The 17825-nt window shown below is 70.9% G+C and carries 17 protein-coding genes and 1 riboswitch; of the genes, 6 read left to right on the top strand and 11 right to left on the bottom strand.

All coding sequences use genetic code 11. The features are described 5' to 3' along the window. Positions 1 to 116: 116 nt before the first annotated feature. The 5 genes from Athai_RS15005 to Athai_RS14985 are packed head-to-tail and all read right to left on the bottom strand — an operon-like array spanning position 117 to position 5702. Positions 117 to 956, bottom strand: coding sequence for an ABC transporter ATP-binding protein (locus Athai_RS15005; RefSeq protein ID WP_239156949.1), 840 nt, complete (start codon positions 954 to 956; stop codon positions 117 to 119). Continuing rightward, positions 953 to 1978, bottom strand: coding sequence for an ABC transporter ATP-binding protein (locus Athai_RS15000; RefSeq protein ID WP_203962062.1), 1026 nt, complete (start codon positions 1976 to 1978; stop codon positions 953 to 955). The genes Athai_RS15005 and Athai_RS15000 overlap by 4 nt, the downstream gene beginning before the upstream one ends. Further along, positions 1975 to 2901, bottom strand: a complete 927-nt coding sequence (locus Athai_RS14995) for an ABC transporter permease (protein WP_203962061.1) — start codon at positions 2899 to 2901, stop codon at positions 1975 to 1977. The genes Athai_RS15000 and Athai_RS14995 overlap by 4 nt, the downstream gene beginning before the upstream one ends. After that, positions 2901 to 3908, bottom strand: a complete 1008-nt coding sequence (locus tag Athai_RS14990; RefSeq protein ID WP_203962060.1) for an ABC transporter permease — start codon at positions 3906 to 3908, stop codon at positions 2901 to 2903. The genes Athai_RS14995 and Athai_RS14990 overlap by 1 nt, the downstream gene beginning before the upstream one ends. 30 nt (positions 3909 to 3938) lie before the next feature. After that, positions 3939 to 5702 (bottom strand): ABC transporter substrate-binding protein, encoded by a 1764-nt coding sequence (locus Athai_RS14985; RefSeq protein WP_203962059.1) that lies wholly within the window; start codon positions 5700 to 5702, stop codon positions 3939 to 3941. A gap of 557 nt (positions 5703 to 6259) precedes the next feature. On the opposite strand from Athai_RS14985, the gene cmk reads away from it, so the two are divergent. Beyond that, complete coding sequence (gene cmk, locus Athai_RS14980) at positions 6260 to 6967, top strand: (d)CMP kinase (protein ID WP_239156948.1); 708 nt, start codon at positions 6260 to 6262, stop codon at positions 6965 to 6967. After that, entirely contained in the window at positions 6964 to 8430 is a 1467-nt protein-coding gene (der, locus tag Athai_RS14975; RefSeq protein WP_203962058.1) for a ribosome biogenesis GTPase Der, read from the top strand. The genes cmk and der overlap by 4 nt, the downstream gene beginning before the upstream one ends. 267 nt (positions 8431 to 8697) lie before the next feature. Here der and Athai_RS14970 read toward each other — a convergent pair whose 3' ends face one another. Beyond that, positions 8698 to 9510 carry a hypothetical protein gene (locus Athai_RS14970; protein WP_203962057.1) on the bottom strand — a complete coding sequence of 271 codons (813 nt, stop codon included), beginning with the start codon at positions 9508 to 9510 and terminating at the stop codon, positions 8698 to 8700. Between the two features lie 58 nt (positions 9511 to 9568). Next, positions 9569 to 10495: a LysR family transcriptional regulator gene (locus Athai_RS14965; protein WP_239156947.1), complete on the bottom strand. Its 927-nt coding sequence runs from the start codon at positions 10493 to 10495 to the stop codon at positions 9569 to 9571. 84 nt (positions 10496 to 10579) lie between these two features. On the opposite strand from Athai_RS14965, the gene Athai_RS14960 reads away from it, so the two are divergent. Genes Athai_RS14960 through Athai_RS14950 form a run of 3 tightly spaced genes read left to right on the top strand, consistent with a single transcriptional unit; the run spans position 10580 to position 13979 of the window. After that, positions 10580 to 11284, top strand: coding sequence for a succinate dehydrogenase cytochrome b subunit (locus Athai_RS14960; RefSeq protein WP_203962055.1), 705 nt, complete (start codon positions 10580 to 10582; stop codon positions 11282 to 11284). A 2-nt stretch (positions 11285 to 11286) separates the two neighbouring features. Then, a complete protein-coding gene (locus tag Athai_RS14955) occupies positions 11287 to 13236 on the top strand; it encodes a fumarate reductase/succinate dehydrogenase flavoprotein subunit (protein ID WP_203962054.1) in 1950 nt (649 codons plus the stop codon). After that, on the top strand, positions 13233 to 13979 hold the full coding sequence (locus Athai_RS14950) for a succinate dehydrogenase/fumarate reductase iron-sulfur subunit (RefSeq protein WP_203962053.1): 747 nt from the start codon (positions 13233 to 13235) through the stop codon (positions 13977 to 13979). The genes Athai_RS14955 and Athai_RS14950 overlap by 4 nt, the downstream gene beginning before the upstream one ends. 63 nt (positions 13980 to 14042) lie before the next feature. Here Athai_RS14950 and Athai_RS14945 read toward each other — a convergent pair whose 3' ends face one another. From Athai_RS14945 to Athai_RS14935, 3 genes are read right to left on the bottom strand one after another with little or no spacing between them, the layout of a single operon-like run. Continuing rightward, the gene (locus tag Athai_RS14945) at positions 14043 to 14222 is read right to left on the bottom strand and encodes a DivIVA domain-containing protein (protein ID WP_203962052.1); all 180 of its coding nucleotides are present in this window, start codon (positions 14220 to 14222) and stop codon (positions 14043 to 14045) included. Positions 14223 to 14274: 52 nt separating this feature from the next. Next, positions 14275 to 14742, bottom strand: a complete 468-nt coding sequence (locus Athai_RS14940) for a MarR family winged helix-turn-helix transcriptional regulator (protein WP_203962051.1) — start codon at positions 14740 to 14742, stop codon at positions 14275 to 14277. Continuing rightward, positions 14739 to 15155, bottom strand: coding sequence for an SRPBCC family protein (locus Athai_RS14935; protein WP_203962050.1), 417 nt, complete (start codon positions 15153 to 15155; stop codon positions 14739 to 14741). The genes Athai_RS14940 and Athai_RS14935 overlap by 4 nt, the downstream gene beginning before the upstream one ends. A 135-nt stretch (positions 15156 to 15290) precedes the next feature. Continuing rightward, a riboswitch (FMN riboswitch) is annotated at positions 15291 to 15417 on the top strand. A 66-nt stretch (positions 15418 to 15483) separates the two neighbouring features. Here Athai_RS14935 and Athai_RS14930 point away from each other — a divergent pair. Next, positions 15484 to 16125 (top strand): nicotinamide mononucleotide transporter family protein, encoded by a 642-nt coding sequence (locus Athai_RS14930; RefSeq protein ID WP_203962049.1) that lies wholly within the window; start codon positions 15484 to 15486, stop codon positions 16123 to 16125. A 54-nt stretch (positions 16126 to 16179) separates the two neighbouring features. On the opposite strand, the gene Athai_RS14925 is transcribed toward Athai_RS14930, so the two are convergent. Further along, on the bottom strand, positions 16180 to 17814 hold the full coding sequence (locus tag Athai_RS14925; RefSeq protein WP_203962048.1) for a phospholipase C: 1635 nt from the start codon (positions 17812 to 17814) through the stop codon (positions 16180 to 16182). Between the last annotated feature and the right edge of the window lie 11 nt (positions 17815 to 17825).

Below are 17825 nucleotides of genomic sequence, written 5' to 3'. Positions count from 1 at the left end.
CGGTGGCGGTGGGGTGCTGCCGCGGCGCCCTCAGCGCGCGGGCGGCGGGGTGACGGGGGGCCAGAAGCGCATCCCCGAACTCTAACGGTCGGTGCCGGGGGCCGGTGCGGGGGCGATCAGCCGGCGTCGTGCAGCCGCGGTACGTCGGCGAGCAGCTTGCGGGTGTAGTCGTGCCGCGGATCGAAGATGACGCGTTCGGCCGGCCCGGCCTCGACCAGCCGGCCCTGGCTGAGCACCAGTACCTGGTCGGAGACGTAGCAGGCCTGTCCGATGTCGTGGGTGATGAACAGGATGGTCAGCCCGGCGCGGTCACGCAGGTCGGTCAGCACGTTGAGGATGGTGGCGCGCAGCGAGGCGTCCAGCATCGAGGTCGCCTCGTCGGCGATCAGCAGGCTCGGCCGCATCAGCAGCGCGCGGGCGATCATCACCCGCTGCCGCTGCCCGCCGGACAGCTGGTGCGGGTACCGGCCGAGCACGTCGCCGGCCGGCAGCCCGACCTGTTCCAGCGCGTCGAGCATGCGCTGTTCGGTGAGTTCGGCGCCGAGCAGCCGGCGGGACCGGGCGAGCAGCCGCCGTACCGTGAAGAACTGGTTGAACGCGCTGAACGGGTCCTGGAACACCGCCTGCACCTGCCGCCAGTACGCGGTGGTGTCGGTACGGCCGGTCACGTCGGCACCGTCGAACACCAGCCGCCCGGAACTGACCGGCAGCAGCTTGAGCAGCATCCGGGCCAGCGTGGACTTGCCGCTGCCGCTCTCGCCCACCACGGTGGTGATCTCCCCGCGGCGCAGTTCGAACGACACGTCGTCGACCGCCCGTACCGCCGTGCTGCCCCGGCCGAACACCCGGGTCAGGTGCTCGGCGACGACCAGCGGCGCACCCGTGGCCGCGGGGGTCTCGGTGCCGTCGGCGGCCGGTGTCGCGGCGCCGGCCGGTGGGTCCGCCTCGATGCTCACAGCCTCGCCTCCAGCGGCTCGTCGGGATGCTCGGCACGCCACCAGCAGGTCGCGTAGCCGCCGCCGATGGTGCCGAGCAGCGGCGGTTCCCGTTCGGCGCAGACGTCGCTGGCCAGGCTGCACCGCGGATGGAACCGGCAGCCGGCGGGCGGTGCGGACAGGTCCGGCGGCGCCCCGGCGATCCCGCCGACCCGGCGGGTACGGATCTGCGGCTCCGGCACCAGCACCGAGGCCAGCAGCGCCGCGGTGTACGGGTGGCGCGGGTCGTCGATCAGCCCGGCCGCGTCGCCGACCTCGACCAGCCGGCCGGCGTACATCACCGCGATGCGGTCGGCGACCGCGCGCAGCACCGGCAGGTCGTGCGTGACGAACACGATCCCGCCGACCAGCCCGCGGTGCAGCAGCTCGCGGAGCAGCTCGGTGAGTGCCCGCTGGGTGGACACGTCCAGCGCAGAGGTCGGCTCGTCGGCGATCAGCAGCTTCGGATCCAGCAGCGTGGACAGCACGGTGACCACCCGCTGGCGCATCCCGCCGGACAGCTGGTGCGGGTAGCTGTGCACCACCCGGCGCGGCAGATCCAGCGCGTCCAACCGGTCGGTGAGCAGGTCGAGCGCCTCGGCCCGGCGGATCCGGCCGCGGTGCGCCCGGACCACGTCGACGGCGAGGTCGCCCACCCGGGTGGTGGCCGACAGCGAGTTCATCGCGCCCTGGGGCAGCAGCGACACGACGCTGCCCCGCCAGGTTCGCGGTGGGCGCCGGCCGCCGGACAGGTCGAGCTGCTCGCCGTCGATGGTCAGCTCGCCGCCGAGCACCGACAGCGGCGGCCGCGCGGTCAGCGACAGCACCGCGGCCAGGGTCGACTTGCCGCAGCCGGATTCGCCGGCGATGCCGAGGACCTGGCCGCGGGGCAGCTCCAGGCTCACGTCGTCGACCGCCACGACGTCGGTGCCGCGCTGCCCGCGGTACGCGGCGCGCAGCCCCCGCGCGTGCACCAGTGGCGCCGGTGCGGTGGTGTCGCTCATTCCGCCGCTCCTTCCGGTACCGGCCGCCGCGCCGGCGGCGCCGGCGGGGTCACCGGGGCGCGCCGTCCGGGCCGGCGGCGGCGTGCGGTACCGGCGTGCCGGCGCAGCCGCGGGTTGAACACCTCGTCCAGGCTGGACTGCAACATCAGCAGCGCGAACGCGAGCAACGTCAGCATCAGCGTCGGCGGGACGAACGCCCACCAGGCGCCGGTGCGTACCGACTCCCAGGCGAGCGCCCAGTGCAGCATGATGCCCAGCGACACCCCGCCGGACGGGCCGAGGCCGAGCATCGACAGCGCCGCCTCGTTGAGCACCGCGCCGGAGACCTGCAACACGAACGCCATGCAGATGTAGGACAGCATGTACGGCACCACGTCGTAGCAGATCAGCGAGAACGTGCCGGCGCCGGACAGCCGGGCCACGTCCAGGTGCTCGCGGGTACGGACGCTGGACGCCTGGGCGCGCACCGCGCGGGCGGTCCACGGCCAGCTGGTGACCGCCAGCACGATCGCGAGGGTCACCGTGGATCGGGTGCCCAGCGCGATGGAGATCAGTACCAGCACCACGATCGACGGGATCGCCAGGATCACGTTGGTGAAACCCATCAACCCCTCCTCGACGGCGCCGCCGCGATAGCCGGCGAGGGTACCGATCGCCACCCCGAGCAGGGTGGCGATCGCGCCCGCCACCAGACCGATCACCAGCGAGGTGCGGGTGCCGTACATCAGGTTGGTGAACACGTCGTGACCGAGGTTGTCGGTACCCAGCCAAGCGTGCCCGCTGGGGTGGTCGTACAGGCCGCCGACCACGTCGCCGACCTGGTGGGTGCGGAACACCAGCGGCGCGACCAGTCCGAACAGCAGGACCGCGGCGACGATGCCGGCCGCCACGTAGAACCGGGTGGAGAAGCGTGCGGTGGACATCAGCGGTCACCTCGGCTGCTGGCCCGGATGCGCGGATCGATGATGCCGTACGCGACCTCGACGCAGAAGTTCGCGACCAGCACCGCCACCGCGATCAGCAGCGTCAGACCGGTCACCACCGGGTAGTCGTTCTGGCTGATCGCGGTGAACAACAGGGTGCCCACACCCGGGTAGGAGAACACGATCTCGGTGATCAGGGCGCCGCCGACCAGCGTCCCGATCGACAGCGCGAGCCCGGTGACCTGCGGCAGCATCGCGTTACGGAAGATGTACCGGACGATCGTCCGGTCCCGCAGCCCCAGCCCCCGGTCGTAGTTGACGTAGTCGCTGCCCAGCTCGTACACCGCCATCGACCGCATGCCGACCGCCTGGCCGCCGACGAACACGATCACCAGGGACAGGAACGGCAACCAGTAGTGCGTCAGCGCATCGGAGACGAACGCGGCGGACAGCTCCGGCGAGTTGCCGAACGAGTAGCCGCCCGAGGGCGGCAGCACCGGGATCACCACCGCGAGCAGGTAGAGCAGGAGGATCGCCACGCAGTAGTACGGCATCGACGAGGTGAACAGCGAGCCGAGGAACGCGCCGCGGTCGAACCAGCCGCCGCGGTACGCGGCGAGCGCGCCGAGCACGTTGCCCACCAGCCAGCCGATCAGGATCGCCGGCAGCTGCAGCGCGATGCTCCACGGCAGCGCCTGCCCGATCAGCCCCTGTACGGTCGCCGGCGACTGGGCGAACGAGACGCCCAGGTCGCCGTGCGCCAGGTGGCCCAGGTAGACCACGAACTGCTGCCACAGCGGCTTGTCCAGGCCGAACTCGTGCACGTAGTGGGCGTGGATGGCGTGCAGCTGGCTGCCCTCCACACCACCGCGCGACAGCGACGACACGATCGTGTCGACCGGGTTGCCCGGGATGAGTCGCGGCAGCAGGAAGTTGAGCAGGATCGCCACCAGCAGCGCACCGAGATACCACGCCGCCTTGCGCCCCAGGTACCGCGGCAGGCTCATGAACACCCCCTCACCACCTCCGCCGGGCGCTCATGACTTCGTGGTGGGCTTGAGGTCGTAGAGCCAGTCGATGCCGGCACCGCGGAACTGCGGTGGCCCGGTGGGATGTTTCGCGGTGGGGAAGCCGCTCCAGGTCTTGGTGTTGAACTCGTAGAAGTCCAGCGGCCGGTACACCAGCGGGATCATCGGTGCGTTGGCCATGAAGATGCGGTCCAGCTCGCCGTAGGTCTGCTTGGCCGCGTCGCCGGTCTGGGTGGCGGCCTTGTCCAGCAGCGGCGCCACTCGCGAGTCGTGGAACCGGCCGTAGTTGTAGAACGCCGACGTGCCCGGCTTCGACACGCCGCGCGAGTCGAGCACGTCCCGGAACCGCTGCCACGGGCTCGCCGCGCTCACCCCGGCCACGTACCAGCAGGCCAGGTCGAAGTTGCCGTTCTGCACCGCGGTGGTGGTCTGCGCCTGCTGCGGGAACTTCGTCGAGATGTCGAAGCCGGCCGCCTTGGTGCTCTCCGCCACCACCTGCAGCGCGGTCTGCCAGTCCGACCAGCCGGTCGGGGTCTGCGCGGACCACGGGCCGAGCCGGGTGCCGTCGGGCAGCCGATACACCCCGTCGGAGCCCTTCTTCGCGCCGAGCTCGTTCTCCAGGATCGACCGAGCCTGCGCCGGGTCGTACTTCCAGCCGTGCTGCGCGACGTTCTGCGCGTCGAAGTACTGCTCCTCCACACCGCGGGGGAGGATCACGCTGGACTGGGCCGGATCGGAGTACTGCGACATCGCGGTCTTCGCGATCCGGGCGTAGTCGATCGCGAACGCGAGCGCCCGGCGCACCTTCGGATTGTCCAACCCCTTCTTGGTGGTGTTCACCACCAGCATCGGGATCGACCCGGGCACCTGGTACGGCGCCTTGTCGTACCAGGTGCCGACCGGCTCGTGCTTGTCCTGCCACATCTTCCAGATCTCCGGCGTGAACTGTTGCATCACGTCCACCTCGCCGCGTTCGAACGCGAGGTTGCCGGCACTGTTGTCCTTGAAGATCGGGTGCACCAGGTACTGCGGTACGGGCAGCTTGCCGCGCACCGCCTTGCCCCAGTACTTGTCGTTGCGGGTGTACGCCAGCTGCGAGGCGGAGTACTTGTCCAGCTGGTACGGGCCGGAGCCGACCGGTTTGGTCACCGGGTACTCGGACAGCTGCTTGGTCTTCTGCTCGATCGGCGCCCAGATGTGCTTGGGCATGATGTACACCGTCGCGAGCGACGACTTGACCATGCCGGGGTTGGGTTGCTTCGCGTCGAGCTCGATCGTCACGGTGTGCGGGTCGGTCGCGGTGACCGACTTCGCGTACTCGAAGAACGCCCCGAACGGCACCTCGGGGTGGCTCTTGGCCAGCTCCAGCGTGTAGACCACGTCGTCCGCGGTGACCGGTTTGCCGTCCTGCCAGGTCGCCTTCGGTTGCAGCGCGACCTGCAGGGTGTGGTCGTCCGGCGCGGTGAGCTTGCTGCCCAGCTGCGGCTCCAGCTTGCCGTTGAGCAGGTTGAACCCGAACAGCGTCTCGAAGACCAGCTGCATGTTGTCCTGCGCGGTGGGCCAGCCGGCGTTGGGGTTGAGCGGGTTGAACGTGGTGGGCGGGGACCACTGGAAGCCGGCCACGAACAGGGTCTTGCCGCGCTTGCCGCCGGCGCTGCCGCCGCTGCCGCAACCGGTGAGCAGGGTGCCGCCGAACGCGGCGCCGGCTCCGGCCAACGACACCCCGGCGAGAAACTGTCGGCGGGTGGTCTGTGGTGCGGATTTCTCGGTCATCGTGCTGCCTCCTCCACGGAGCCGCTACGTTTTGTGGTTGACCGGTTCAGCAATGAGCTGGAATGAGAGCACCATGAATGCGGGCTACGGGCGCACGAACACCGGTTCCGCCGCGTCATCGTGGCTTCAAGAAATGACGACACGCCACCGAGTCCGCGCCGGGCACGGTAAAAGACGTGCTCGGATACGATCCGACCTGAGCTGGTAGAAGGAGATTAGAGCGGTCCGGAGTGCTGCGCAATCCCTGTGCAAGTCAATTTTCGTAGCGGTTTCGTCAACTCTCGGCCGACCGGCCTTCGAGCTTTGAAAACGGCGACGACCCGGGGTAGGTCCGGCATTGAGGTGAACCGGTTCGCCACCTCGCCGCCGGGACCTGGCCGATCGGGCCGCGCGCCACCCGGCGGCGCGGTGCTCGGTGCATCCGGGGCGCTCCGTAGACTCGCTGGTGGTGTCCGGCGCCGGCAGCGACCGGTCGGCGTGCCGCCGGCCGGCCCGACGGGGCGGTGCGGCTGCGGCCAGGCGCCAGCAGATTGACGGCATGTCCAGGGAGGACAGCGGTGCAGACCGACAGCAATCGGACGCCGTTTCACGGCGTGGTCGCGATCGACGGGCCGTCCGGCTCCGGAAAGTCGACCGTGGCCAAGCGGCTGGCCGTCGCGCTTCGCGCCGGCTACCTGGACACCGGGGCGATGTACCGGGCGGCCACCTGGGCGGTGCTGGCCGCCGGCGTGCCGCTCAGCGACGCCGACGAGGTCGCGGCCTGCGTCCGGTCGGCCGCCCTGTCCATCACCACCGATCCGACCGCGGTGTCGGTCCGGGTCGGTGACGTCCCGGTGGACGCCGCCATCCGGGGCCCCGAGGTCACCGGGGCGGTGTCCGCGGTGTCCGGCGTGCCGGCGGTGCGCGCGCACCTGATCGCCGAGCAGCGCCGGCTGATCGACGCCGCCCGCGACGTCGGCGGCATCGTGGTGGAGGGTCGCGACATCGGTGCCGTGGTGGCGCCCGATGCGGAGCTGAAGGTGTTCCTGACCGCCGATCCGGCCGAGCGGGCCCGTCGACGCAGCGCCGAGACCGCGGCGGACGTCGCGGCCACCGCGGCCGACCTGCAGCGCCGCGACACCGCCGATTCGAAGGTGACCACACCGCTCGCCGCCGCGGACGGCGCGATCGCCCTGGACACCACGTACGAGTCGATCGACCAGGTCGTCGACCGGCTGCTCGGGCTGCTGTCCGCGCACGCCCCGGCCGGGGTCGAGGCGCCATGACCGGCGCGGTACCGCCGGACTCCCGGGACGCCGGCCACGCGCCGGACCCGGCGGCGTACGACGGGGAGTTCGACCTGCTGTCCGACGACGGTTTCGGCGCGCCCGGCCTCGCGCTGCCGGACCAGCCGACCGGGCCGGTGCCGGTGGTGGCGGTCGTCGGCCGGCCCAACGTCGGCAAGTCGACCCTGGTCAACCGGATCATCGGGCGCCGGCAGGCGGTCGTCCAGGACACCCCGGGGGTCACCCGGGACCGGGTGGCCTACGACGCGTCCTGGAACGGCCGGCCGTTCACCGTGGTGGACACCGGCGGCTGGGAGCCCGACGCGAAAGGCCGCGCGGCGGCCATCGCGGCGCAGGCCGAGTCCGCGATGCAGGCCGCCGATGTGGTGGTACTGGTCGTCGACGGCGTCGTCGGCAGCACCGACACCGACGAGGCGGCGGCCCGGGTGCTGCAGCGCGGCGGCAAGCCGGTGCTGCTGGTCGCCAACAAGATCGACAACACCCGGCTGGAGTCGGACGCGGCGGCGCTGTGGTCGCTCGGGCTGGGCGAACCGCTGCCGGTTTCGGCACTGCACGGTCGCGGCTCCGGTGACCTGCTCGACCTGGTGGTGGCGAAGCTGCCGGAGCAGCCCGCCGCGGCGGAGCCTGGTGCCGGCGGACCGCGCCGGGTCGCGCTGGTCGGCCGGCCGAACGTGGGCAAGTCGAGCCTGCTCAACAAGCTGACCAAACAGGACCGCGCGGTCGTCGACAACGTCGCCGGGACCACCGTCGACCCGGTCGACTCACTCGCCGAGATCGGCGGGCAGACCTGGCAGCTGGTGGACACCGCCGGGCTGCGCAAGCGGGTCGGCACCGCGAGCGGCACCGAGTACTACGCCAGCCTGCGCACCAACGCCGCGATCGACGCGGCCGAGGTGGTCGTGGTGCTGCTGGATGCGAGCGAGCCGATCTCCGAGCAGGACCAGCGGATCCTGACCAAGGTGGAGGAAGCCGGCCGGGCGCTGGTCATCGCCTTCAACAAGTGGGACCTGGTCGACGAGGACCGCCGCTACTTCCTGGCCCGCGAGATCGAGCGCGACCTGCGCCGCATCACCTGGGCGCCGCGGCTCAACATCTCGGCGCGTACCGGCCGGGCGGTGGACAAGCTCGCGCCGGCGATGCGCACGGCGCTGGCCGGCTGGCAGACCCGGGTACCGACCGGGCGGCTCAACCAGTGGGTGACCGAGCTGGTGCAGGCGCACCCGCACCCGGTACGGGGAGGTCGGCAGCCACGGATCCTGTTCGCCACCCAGGCGGGGATCTGCCCGCCGCGGTTCGTGCTGTTCACCACCGGCGCGCTGGACGCGGCGTACGTGCGGTACGTGGAGCGGCGGCTGCGCGAGGACTTCGGCTTCGTCGGCAGCCCGATCCAGCTGTCGGTGCGGCCGCGCAAACGCCGGGGCGACAAGTCCGGCAAGCACTGACCCGGCGCCCGCCCGCCGACCGGGTGCCGAACCGGTGGCGGGCGCCGGCACTGCGGCGCCACACCGGCGCCGCCACGGCACCGGGTCAGCGGGCGATCACCAGCACCGGTGTACCGGTCGGGGTCCAGGTGCAGCCGGCCGTCGTCGACGGTGCCGGTGGCCCGTCGGCTCGTACCGGTCGCCGATCCTCGCCGGTTCCTCCGGCGCGGGGGTTGCAGCACGGGGCGGCCCGAACCCCGGCGGCGAGCAGCAGCACCCGCCCTCAGGTCAGGACAGCCGGCCGAGCACGTACTTGACGATCGCGCGGGCCTGCTTGTCGGCGGTCGAGTAGCCGAGGTTGGTGCCCGAGTAGGACTTGCCGTCCGAGCTGGCGCCGTCGTAGCTGGCGCCGCCCCACTTGACCGAGACGACCACGTTCCCGGCGCGTGCCTCGACCCAGGCGCCGCCCAGGTGGTAGCTCTTCGCGTCGGCTTCGGTGTTGCCGTACACGACGACGTTGGTGTACTTCGCGGTGAACGCCTCGTCACCGAGCCCGGAGATGTCCTTCGGGTCCTTCTCGTACTTGTTGTTGGCCTCGCCGGCGTACGACTTGTCGTCGGCGAAGCTGCTCTTGGCGTCCTCGATCGGGCCCCGGGAGCTGACCGACCTGGTCACCTGAACCTGCAGGTAGGCGCACTTGTCGCTGCGGAAGATCTCCCAGGAGCACGCCCACTGGTCCTTGTCGGTGGTCTTGTCCGTCTTGGCGCCGTCGACCAGCTTCGGCTTGCTGCTGCCGATCGAGCACTCCTTCGGCAGCGCGCTGTACGTCTTCGCCGAGGCCGAGGCCGAGGCAGAGGCCGACGGGGTGGCGGTGCGCGACGGGGTCCGGCCGCCGGCGCCGGGCTGGCCGCTGGTGCCGCCGCCAACGGCGAGGACCACGCTGACCACGACAATGCCGACCAGCGCCGCGGCGCCGACCGCGAGCACGGCGGGGAACCAGGCGGGGCGCCGGGGCCGCGGCGGAGTCGGGGAGCCCCAGCCGCCGGTCGGCGCGGTCGCGCCCGGGTTCTGGTCGGGCCGCCAGCCGGTGTAGTCGCTCATGCTGCGATTGTTCGTGATCGCCGCCACCCCGGTCACCCGGCCCCCGTCAGCGCGGGCGTCAGGCGACCGGGCGGGTACCGCGGGGGAGGGTGCCGGCGCGCGCCGCCTGGTCGAGGTAGCCGAGCAACACGTCGCGCAGCGCGCGGGCGGCCCGCGGCGGCTGGACGTCCTTGCGGTGTGCCAGCCCGATGGTGCGAGACAGTCCCGGCCGGGCGAACGGGGTGATCCGGAAGCTGTCCGCGACCACCATGCTGGGTACCACGGCGAGGCCGAGGCCGGCCGAGACGAAGCCGAGTACCGCGTCCATCTCGCCACCCTCGATGGCGAAGCGCGGCTCGAACCCGGCGTCGTGGCAGGCGGTCACGGTGAACTCGCGCAGGTCGTACCCGCGGCGGAACATCACCAGCGGCTGGTCCTCCAGGTCGGTGATGCGCATCGCGTTGTCGTCGGTGGGTGGCGGCGCGTCGATCGCGGAGGCGACGACGAGTTCCTCCCGCAGCAGCGGGGTGGTGGCGAGGGCCGGGCCGGAGGCGGCCACCGGCAGGATGATCAGCGCCACGTCCAGCTCGCCCTCGGCCAGGTCGCGGACCAGATCGCGGGAGCCGGACTCCTCGATGGTCAACCGGATGCCCGGATACTGCCGGCGGTACTCCCGCAGGACGGCCGGCAGCAGGCCGGTGAGCAGGCTCGGGGTGGCGCCGAGCCGGACCCGGCCGGAGCGCAGCTGGACCAGCTCCTGTACCTCCAGCCGGGCCGTGTCGACGTCCGCCAGGATCCTCCTGGCCAGCGGCAACAGCGTCTCGCCGGCGGGGGTGAGGGAGATGTTGCCCCTCGCCCGGCTGAACAGCGGAGCGCCCATTTCGTGTTCCAGCGCCCGGATCTGCTTGGACAGCGACGGTTGGGCGACGTGCACCATCTCGGCGGCGCGGGTGAAGTGCCGGGTCTCCGCGACGGCGAGGAAGTAGGCGAGCTGCTGAAGTTGCACCGCTCCACGATAGCTGGAGGCTATCGAGTCCAGCGCGATCATGTCTTGGACCTCATGGCACAACCGGTCCTACCGTTGTCGGACGTGGCAATAGCGACCCGGGCAGCCCGCCCCTCACCCCTCCGCACGCTGTGGCACTCGACCGTCGGCAAGAAGGCGGTCATGGCCACCACCGGCGTGATCATGCTGCTGTTCCTGATCGTGCACATGGCCGGGAACCTCAAGATCTTCTTCGGCCCGACCGACTTCAACGGCTACGCGCACTGGCTGCGCACGATCGGCGAGCCGGCCCTGCACTACAGCTGGTACCTGTGGATCCAGCGGGTGGTGCTGCTGGCCTGCCTGGTGGCGCACGTGGTCTCGGCGATCCAGCTGACGCACCGTGACATGCACGCCCGGCCGCAGCGCTACCGGTCGAAGCGGCCGTGGCGGGCCACCTTCGCCACCAACACGATGCGCTACGGCGGCGCCATCCTCGCGCTGTTCGTGGTCTGGCACATCCTGGACCTGACCGTCGGTGCGGTGAACCCGCGTGGCGAGGCGGGCCACCCGTACCAGAACGTCGTGGCCGACTTCCAGGTGTGGTGGATCGGGCTGATCTACGTCGTCGCGATGCTCGCCCTGTGCCTGCACATCTACCACGGCTTCTGGTCGGCGGCGCAGACGCTCGGCGCCAACAACGCGGCCCGCAACGTGGCCTTCAAGACGATCGCCACCGCCCTGGCGCTCGTGATCACCGTGGGCTTCCTATCCGTACCGGTCGCGGTGATGACCGGGCTGGTGAGTTGATCATGTCGAAAAAGGTTGGTTCCTACACGGTCGGCGACGACATCGTCGACACCAAGGCACCGTCCGGCCCGGTCCAGGAGCGTTGGGACGCCCGGCGGTTCGGCGCCAAGCTGGTCAACCCGGCGAACCGGCGCAAGCACCGGGTCATCGTGGTCGGCACCGGCCTCGCCGGCGGCTCGGCGGGTGCCACCCTCGCCGAGCAGGGCTACCACGTCATCCAGTTCTGCTACCAGGACTCGCCGCGGCGGGCGCACTCGGTGGCGGCGCAGGGCGGCATCAACGCGGCGAAGAACTACCGCAACGACGGCGACTCGGTCTACCGGCTGTTCTACGACACCGTCAAGGGCGGCGACTTCCGCTCCCGCGAGTCGAACGTCTACCGGCTGGCGCAGGTGTCGGTGGAGATCATCGACCAGTGCGTCGCGCAGGGCGTCCCGTTCGCCCGGGAGTACGGCGGGCTGCTGGACAACCGGTCGTTCGGCGGCGTGCAGGTCTCCCGCACCTTCTACGCCCGCGGGCAGACGGGCCAGCAGCTGCTGCTCGGCGCGTACCAGGCGCTGAGCCGGCAGATCGATGCCGGCAACGTCGAGATGCACCCGCGTACCGAGATGCTCGACCTGATCGTGATCGACGGCCGGGCCCGCGGCATCGTGGCCCGCGACCTGGTCACCGGGGAGATCTCCACCTACCTCGCGGACGCGGTGGTGCTCGCCAGCGGTGGGTACGGCAACACGTTCTACCTGTCCACCAACGCCAAGGGTTCCAACGCCACGGCGATCTGGCGGGCGCACAAGCGCGGCGCGCACTTCGCCAACCCGTGCTACACGCAGATCCACCCGACGTGCATCCCGCGCTCCGGCGACCACCAGTCGAAGCTGACCCTGATGAGCGAGTCGCTGCGCAACGACGGCCGGATCTGGGTGCCGAAGAAGAAGGGTGACACCCGCTCGCCGGAGCAGATCCCCGAGGACGAGCGCGACTACTACCTGGAGCGCATCTACCCGTCGTTCGGCAACCTGGTACCGCGGGACGTCGCCTCCCGGGCGGCGAAGAACGTGTGCGACGAGGGGCGCGGCGTCGGCCCCGGTGGCCTCGGCGTGTACCTCGACTTCGCCGACGCGATCGCCCGGATGGGCCGGGACAAGGTCGCCGAGAAGTACGGCAACCTGTTCGAGATGTACGAGCGGATCACCGCCGAGGACCCGTACCGGGTGCCGATGCGCATCTACCCGGCGATCCACTACACGATGGGCGGGCTGTGGGTCGACTACGACCTGCAGTCGACGATCCCGGGCATGTTCGTGATCGGCGAGGCGAACTTCTCCGACCACGGGGCGAACCGGCTCGGTGCCTCGGCGCTGATGCAGGGCCTGGCGGACGGCTACTTCGTGCTGCCCGCCACGATCAACGACTACCTGGCCCGCGGCGGCTTCGAGGCGGTCGAGCCGGACGACCCGGCGATCACCACCACGGTGGCCGAGGTGCAGGACCGCATCAAGCGGCTGCTGGCGGTCGACGGTGACCGCACCGTCGACTCGTTCCACCGTGAGCTGGGCACCCTGATGTGGGACGAGTGCGGCATGGCCCGCAGCGCCGAGGGGCTGAAGAAGGCGCTGCGGCGGATCCCCGAGCTGCGCGAGGAGTTCTGGCAGCGGGTGAAGGTGCCCGGTACCGGGTACGAGCTGAACCAGTCGCTGGAGAAGGCGAACCGGGTGGCCGACTTCCTGGAGCTGGCCGAGCTGATGTGCCTGGACGCGCTGCACCGCGAGGAGTCCTGCGGCGGGCACTTCCGGCTGGAGTCGCAGACCGAGGACGGCGAGGCCGAGCGCGACGACGAGAACTTCAGCTACGTCGCCGCCTGGGAGTACACCGGCGTCGGTGAGCCACCGGTGCTGCACAAGGAAAACCTGGACTTCGAGTACGTCCACCCGACCCTGCGGAGCTACGCGTGAACCTGACCCTGCGGATCTGGCGGCAGCCCAGCGCGGACGCCGACGGCCAGATGGTGACCTACCAGGTCACCGACGTCAGTGGCGACATGTCCTTCCTGGAGATGCTCGACATCCTCAACGAGGACCTGATCCTGCGCGGCGAGGAGCCGGTGGCGTTCGACCACGACTGCCGCGAGGGCATCTGCGGCTCGTGCGGCATGGTCATCAACGGCCAGGCGCACGGCCCGGAGCGCACCACCACCTGCCAGCTGCACATGCGGCAGTTCGCCGACGGCGACGTGATCGACATCGAGCCGTGGCGGGCCGGTGCGTTCCCGGTGGTCAAGGATCTGGTGGTGGACCGGTCGGCGTTCGACCGGATCATCCAGGCCGGCGGCTACATCACCGCGCCGACCGGTACCGCGCCGGACGCGCACGCGGTGCCGGTGCCGAAGCCCGATGCCGACTCGGCGTTCAACAACGCCACCTGCATCGGTTGCGGCGCCTGCGTGGCGGCGTGCCCGAACGGTTCGGCGATGCTGTTCACCTCCGCCAAGATCAACCACCTGAACGTGCTGCCGCAGGGGCAGCCGGAGCGCGAGTCCCGGGTGCTCAACATGATCACCACGATGGACGAGGCCGGCTTCGGCGGCTGCACCAACACCGGCGAGTGTGCGTCGGCCTGCCCGAAGGGCATCCCGCTGGCGAGCATCGCCAGGATGAACCGGGAGTTCCTGCGCGCCACCCGCAAGGTCGGTCGCTGACCGCCCTGGAGGGTCGATTCGGCGACCGCTCCGGCGTCCATGATGGACACCGGGGCGGTCGTCTCAGCGCCGGCTGACCTGCTCGACGTACCGGTCGACCTGCGCGGTGTCGTAGCCCCGCAGCACGACCCGGAAGCGGGCCGGTGCGGTGCCGCCGGCGCGCAGCTGGTCGATCCAGTCGTCCACGGCCCGCACGTCGTAGCCGCGCAGCACGACCGTGAACTGTGGCTCGAAGTCGGTCATCGCCACCTCCCGGCCGTGCATGGTAGCCAGTCGGGTCATCCGTTCCCGGCGGTCAGGAGTGCCGGTCCGGACGGCGACGCAGCATCCGGGACAGCAGCCGGGCCGCGGCGGCCTCGTCCGGGCCGAAGAACTCCGCGTCGACCGCCTCGACCGCACCGACCGCGTGCCGGGCGACCTCGGTACCAGTGGCGGTGAGCCGGAGCCGGCGGGCCCGGCTGTCGGCCGGATCGACCTCGCGGACCAGCAGCCCCTTCGCCTCCAGCTTCCGCACCACCTGCGAGGTCATCTTGACGTCGGTACCGGCCTGCCGGGCCAGTCGCAGCTGGTTCGGCGCCTCGCCGTGCTCGTCCAGCCACCACGCGCACGCCAGCAGCACGAACTGCACGTGGGTCAGCTGGTACTCGGCGAGTGCCGCGGTCACGGCCCGCTGCCAGTCGAGGGTCAACCGCCACAGCAGGAACCCGGGGCTGTCGGCGGCACCGCCCGGGAAGCGGCTCGCCGGCGGCTCGGCGGTGGTCACTTCTCGGCCAGCGCGAGCAGCCCGGCCATCGCCGCCGGGAAGTCCTCGGTGATCTGCGGGCCGAGCTGTGGCCCGAGCGTGTCGGACGCCGCGCCGGTGATCTCCAGCCGGTGCCGCACCCGGGTACCGCCGGACTCCAGCGGCTCCAGCGAGTGCCGGAACCGCAAAGTGACCCCGCCGAACTCGGTGACGTCCGCGTAGGCCACGCCGTCGGTGATCTCGGCGATGGTCGATGTGATGGGGTCCTGGCCGACCGGGTTCATCACCACCCGGGAGCCGACCCGGAACTCGCCGTCCAGCCGAACCGACTCCATCGAGGTGTCCCAGTCGGCCCAGTGGTCGAGATCGCGCAGCACCCGCCAGACCTGCTCCGGAGCCGCCACCGTCGTACCCACGTACTCGTGCTGCCACATCGTCGTCTCCTGATCTCCGCGTAGATGATCTGCGCAGAGACTAACTGGCCGGGTGCTGGCCGGTCAAGCGGTCGGGTCGGTCACATCGGGGAACGGAACAACCGGCGGCATGAAAGGGTTGGTCGCAGACAGAGCATGCGCTCCGGGGCTCGGTGAAAGTCCGAACCGGCGGTGACAGTCCGCGACTCGCCGATCAGTGTCGGCGATTGAACCGGTGAAACTCCGGTACCGACGGTGACAGTCCGGATGGGAGGACGCGCACGCGGCTGGCGGTGCACCGAGCCGTCCGCCGTGCGTCCAGGATGCCCCGGCGCAGGAAGGGGCTCCGATGGGGCACGGCCTGATGCAGTACGGCGTCACCATCCTCGGCCAACGCATCTCGTACGCGGAGATCCTGGGCCAGCTCGCCGCCCTCGCGGTGGTGTTCCTGGCGCAGCGGCGCACCCTGTGGACCTGGCCGGTCCAGGTGCTCGCCACGGTGCTGCTGTTCGTCGTGTACACCTCGGCCGACCTGGGCGGGCTCGCCGCCCGGCAGGTCGTCATCCTGGCGATCTCCGCCTACGGCTGGTGGGCCTGGTCCCGCCGCCGCGACCCGGTACACGGGGTGCTGGTGCGCACCGCGACCTGGCGCGAACGGGCCGTCCTCGCCGCCGTCCTCGCGGCCGGAACGGTCGGCGTCGCGGTGCTGCTCGACGTGCTGAACGCGTCCTGGGCGCCGTGGCCGGACGCCTGGATCTTCGTCGGAACCGTGGTCGCCTTCGCCGGGCAGGGCCTCGGGCTGGTGGAGTTCTGGCTGGTGTGGCTCGCGGTCGACGCGGTCGGCGTGCCGCTGCAGATCCACTCCCACCTGTACTTCTCCGCCGCCGTCTACGTCGTCTTCGCGGTGCTGGTGCTGATCGGCGTGCGCGACTGGCTGCGGACCGCCAAGCGCGAGGCGGTCGACCGGGTCGCCGACCACGCCAGCGCCTGACCCGACGAAACCGGGGCGGTCCTCGGTCGGGACCGCCCCGTGCGACGTGCCGGGTCAGCGTTTCGCCGCGCCGGTGTCCGGATCGAGCAGCAGCGGGCGCGGGTCGGGCCGGTGCCGGAAGTCGAGCATGCCGGTCAGCGGTGCGGCCAGCGCGTCGTACGAGTGGTCACCGATCCGCCCGGTGTGCCAGTTGTCCTCGATGAACCGCAGGATCGAGGTCTGGTCCAGCCGGGTGTGGTCGACGTAGTTGCGCTTCGCGTACGGCGAGAGCACCAGCATCGGCAGCCGCGCACCGTAGCCGCACCGGTCCGAGTAGCCGCCCGCCGCCGGCTTGGCCAGGCACATCGGCTGGTCCTGGCCGGCGTCGGCGGAGCCGTTGACGATCGGCGGCGACACGTGGTCGTACCAGCCGTCCGAGTCGTCGTAGGCGATGACCACGGCGGTGGAGGACCACTGCTTCGCCGACTGGATGTCGTTCAGCGTCGAGGCGAGGAAGCGCTGCTCGTCCAGCGGATCGGAGTTGCCGGCGTGCCCGTTCTGGGACGCCGGCGCCTTCAGGAAGCTGACCGCCGGCAGGTTGCCCGCGCCCAGCGCCGCGTGGAAGTCGCTCAGGTCGTACTGGTGGTTCGCCTGGTCGGTGTGCCCGATCGCGGTGACCGAGGACGGCGGCAGGTGCTTCGGGTTCGACGTCGACTCGTAGTACTGGAACGGCTCGTGGTGCGGCGTGTAGTCGACCACCTGGTTGCCGCCCACGTTGGCGTGCGTGGCACCGCAGACCGCGTACCCGTTGGCCGTGCCGGTCGGTCGGAAGCCGCCCTGGAACCAGCCCCAGGTGACTCCCTTGGCGTTGAGCCGGTCACCGATGTTGTCCCCGGTCATCACCGCGAGGTTCTCGTCCGCGGTGTGGTTGCGGTCCGAGCAGTCGTCGAACGCCGGGTCCGGGTCGCTGATCATGGTGCCGACCCCGTTGGCGTCGGGGGAGTGCACGAACGGGTCGCCGACCTTCTGGTGCGTCACCGGGTCCACCGCGTACACGCCGTGCGTCTGGCCGGACACCAGGTCGATCGCACCCGGCGTGGACGGGCCGAAGATCGCGTCGAACGAGTGGTCGGCCATCGAGTACCGCTGGGCGTAGTTCCACATCGCGGTGACCGTGTTGCCGTCGTAGTAGTCCATCACCAGGCCCGGCTCGCCGAACAGGATCGGCTGCCCGGTGCAGGTGTCCTTCTCGGTGTACTCGACGAACCTGTCGGCCCTGCCGCCGTCGTACGCCTGCTGCTCCGGTCCGTACGAGTGGTTCTGGTCGCAGGTGAGCGCGTGGTCGGGGGACAGCCGCTTCGGGTTGTACTGGTTCGGGTTGTGCTTGCGCAGCTTTGGCGACAGGCCGTCCACCTTCGGGGTGTGCTTCTTCGGGTGGAACGGGGTGCCGTCGGCGTTGGTCGCGTACGGGTAGGTGCCGAAGTAGTGGTCGAACGAGATGTTCTCGTCGAAGATGACCACCACGTGCTTGATCGGCGTCGCGGTGTGTGCGGGGGAGTGCGACCAGGACGGATGCGCGGTCTCGCCGGAGGCGGCGGCGGACGTGAGCGCCGCGCCGGTCAGTACCGCGACGGCGGCCGCGGCGATCGCGGTGCGTCGCCGGTGCCGGCGCCAGCCCGCCGGTCGACCGGATGTTGGTGCGCTGTCCATCTGTCGCCCTC

The organism is Actinocatenispora thailandica (assembly GCF_016865425.1).
Classification (GTDB): Bacteria; Actinomycetota; Actinomycetes; order Mycobacteriales; family Micromonosporaceae; genus Actinocatenispora; species Actinocatenispora thailandica.
This window is presented reverse-complemented; position numbering and strand designations above follow the sequence as displayed.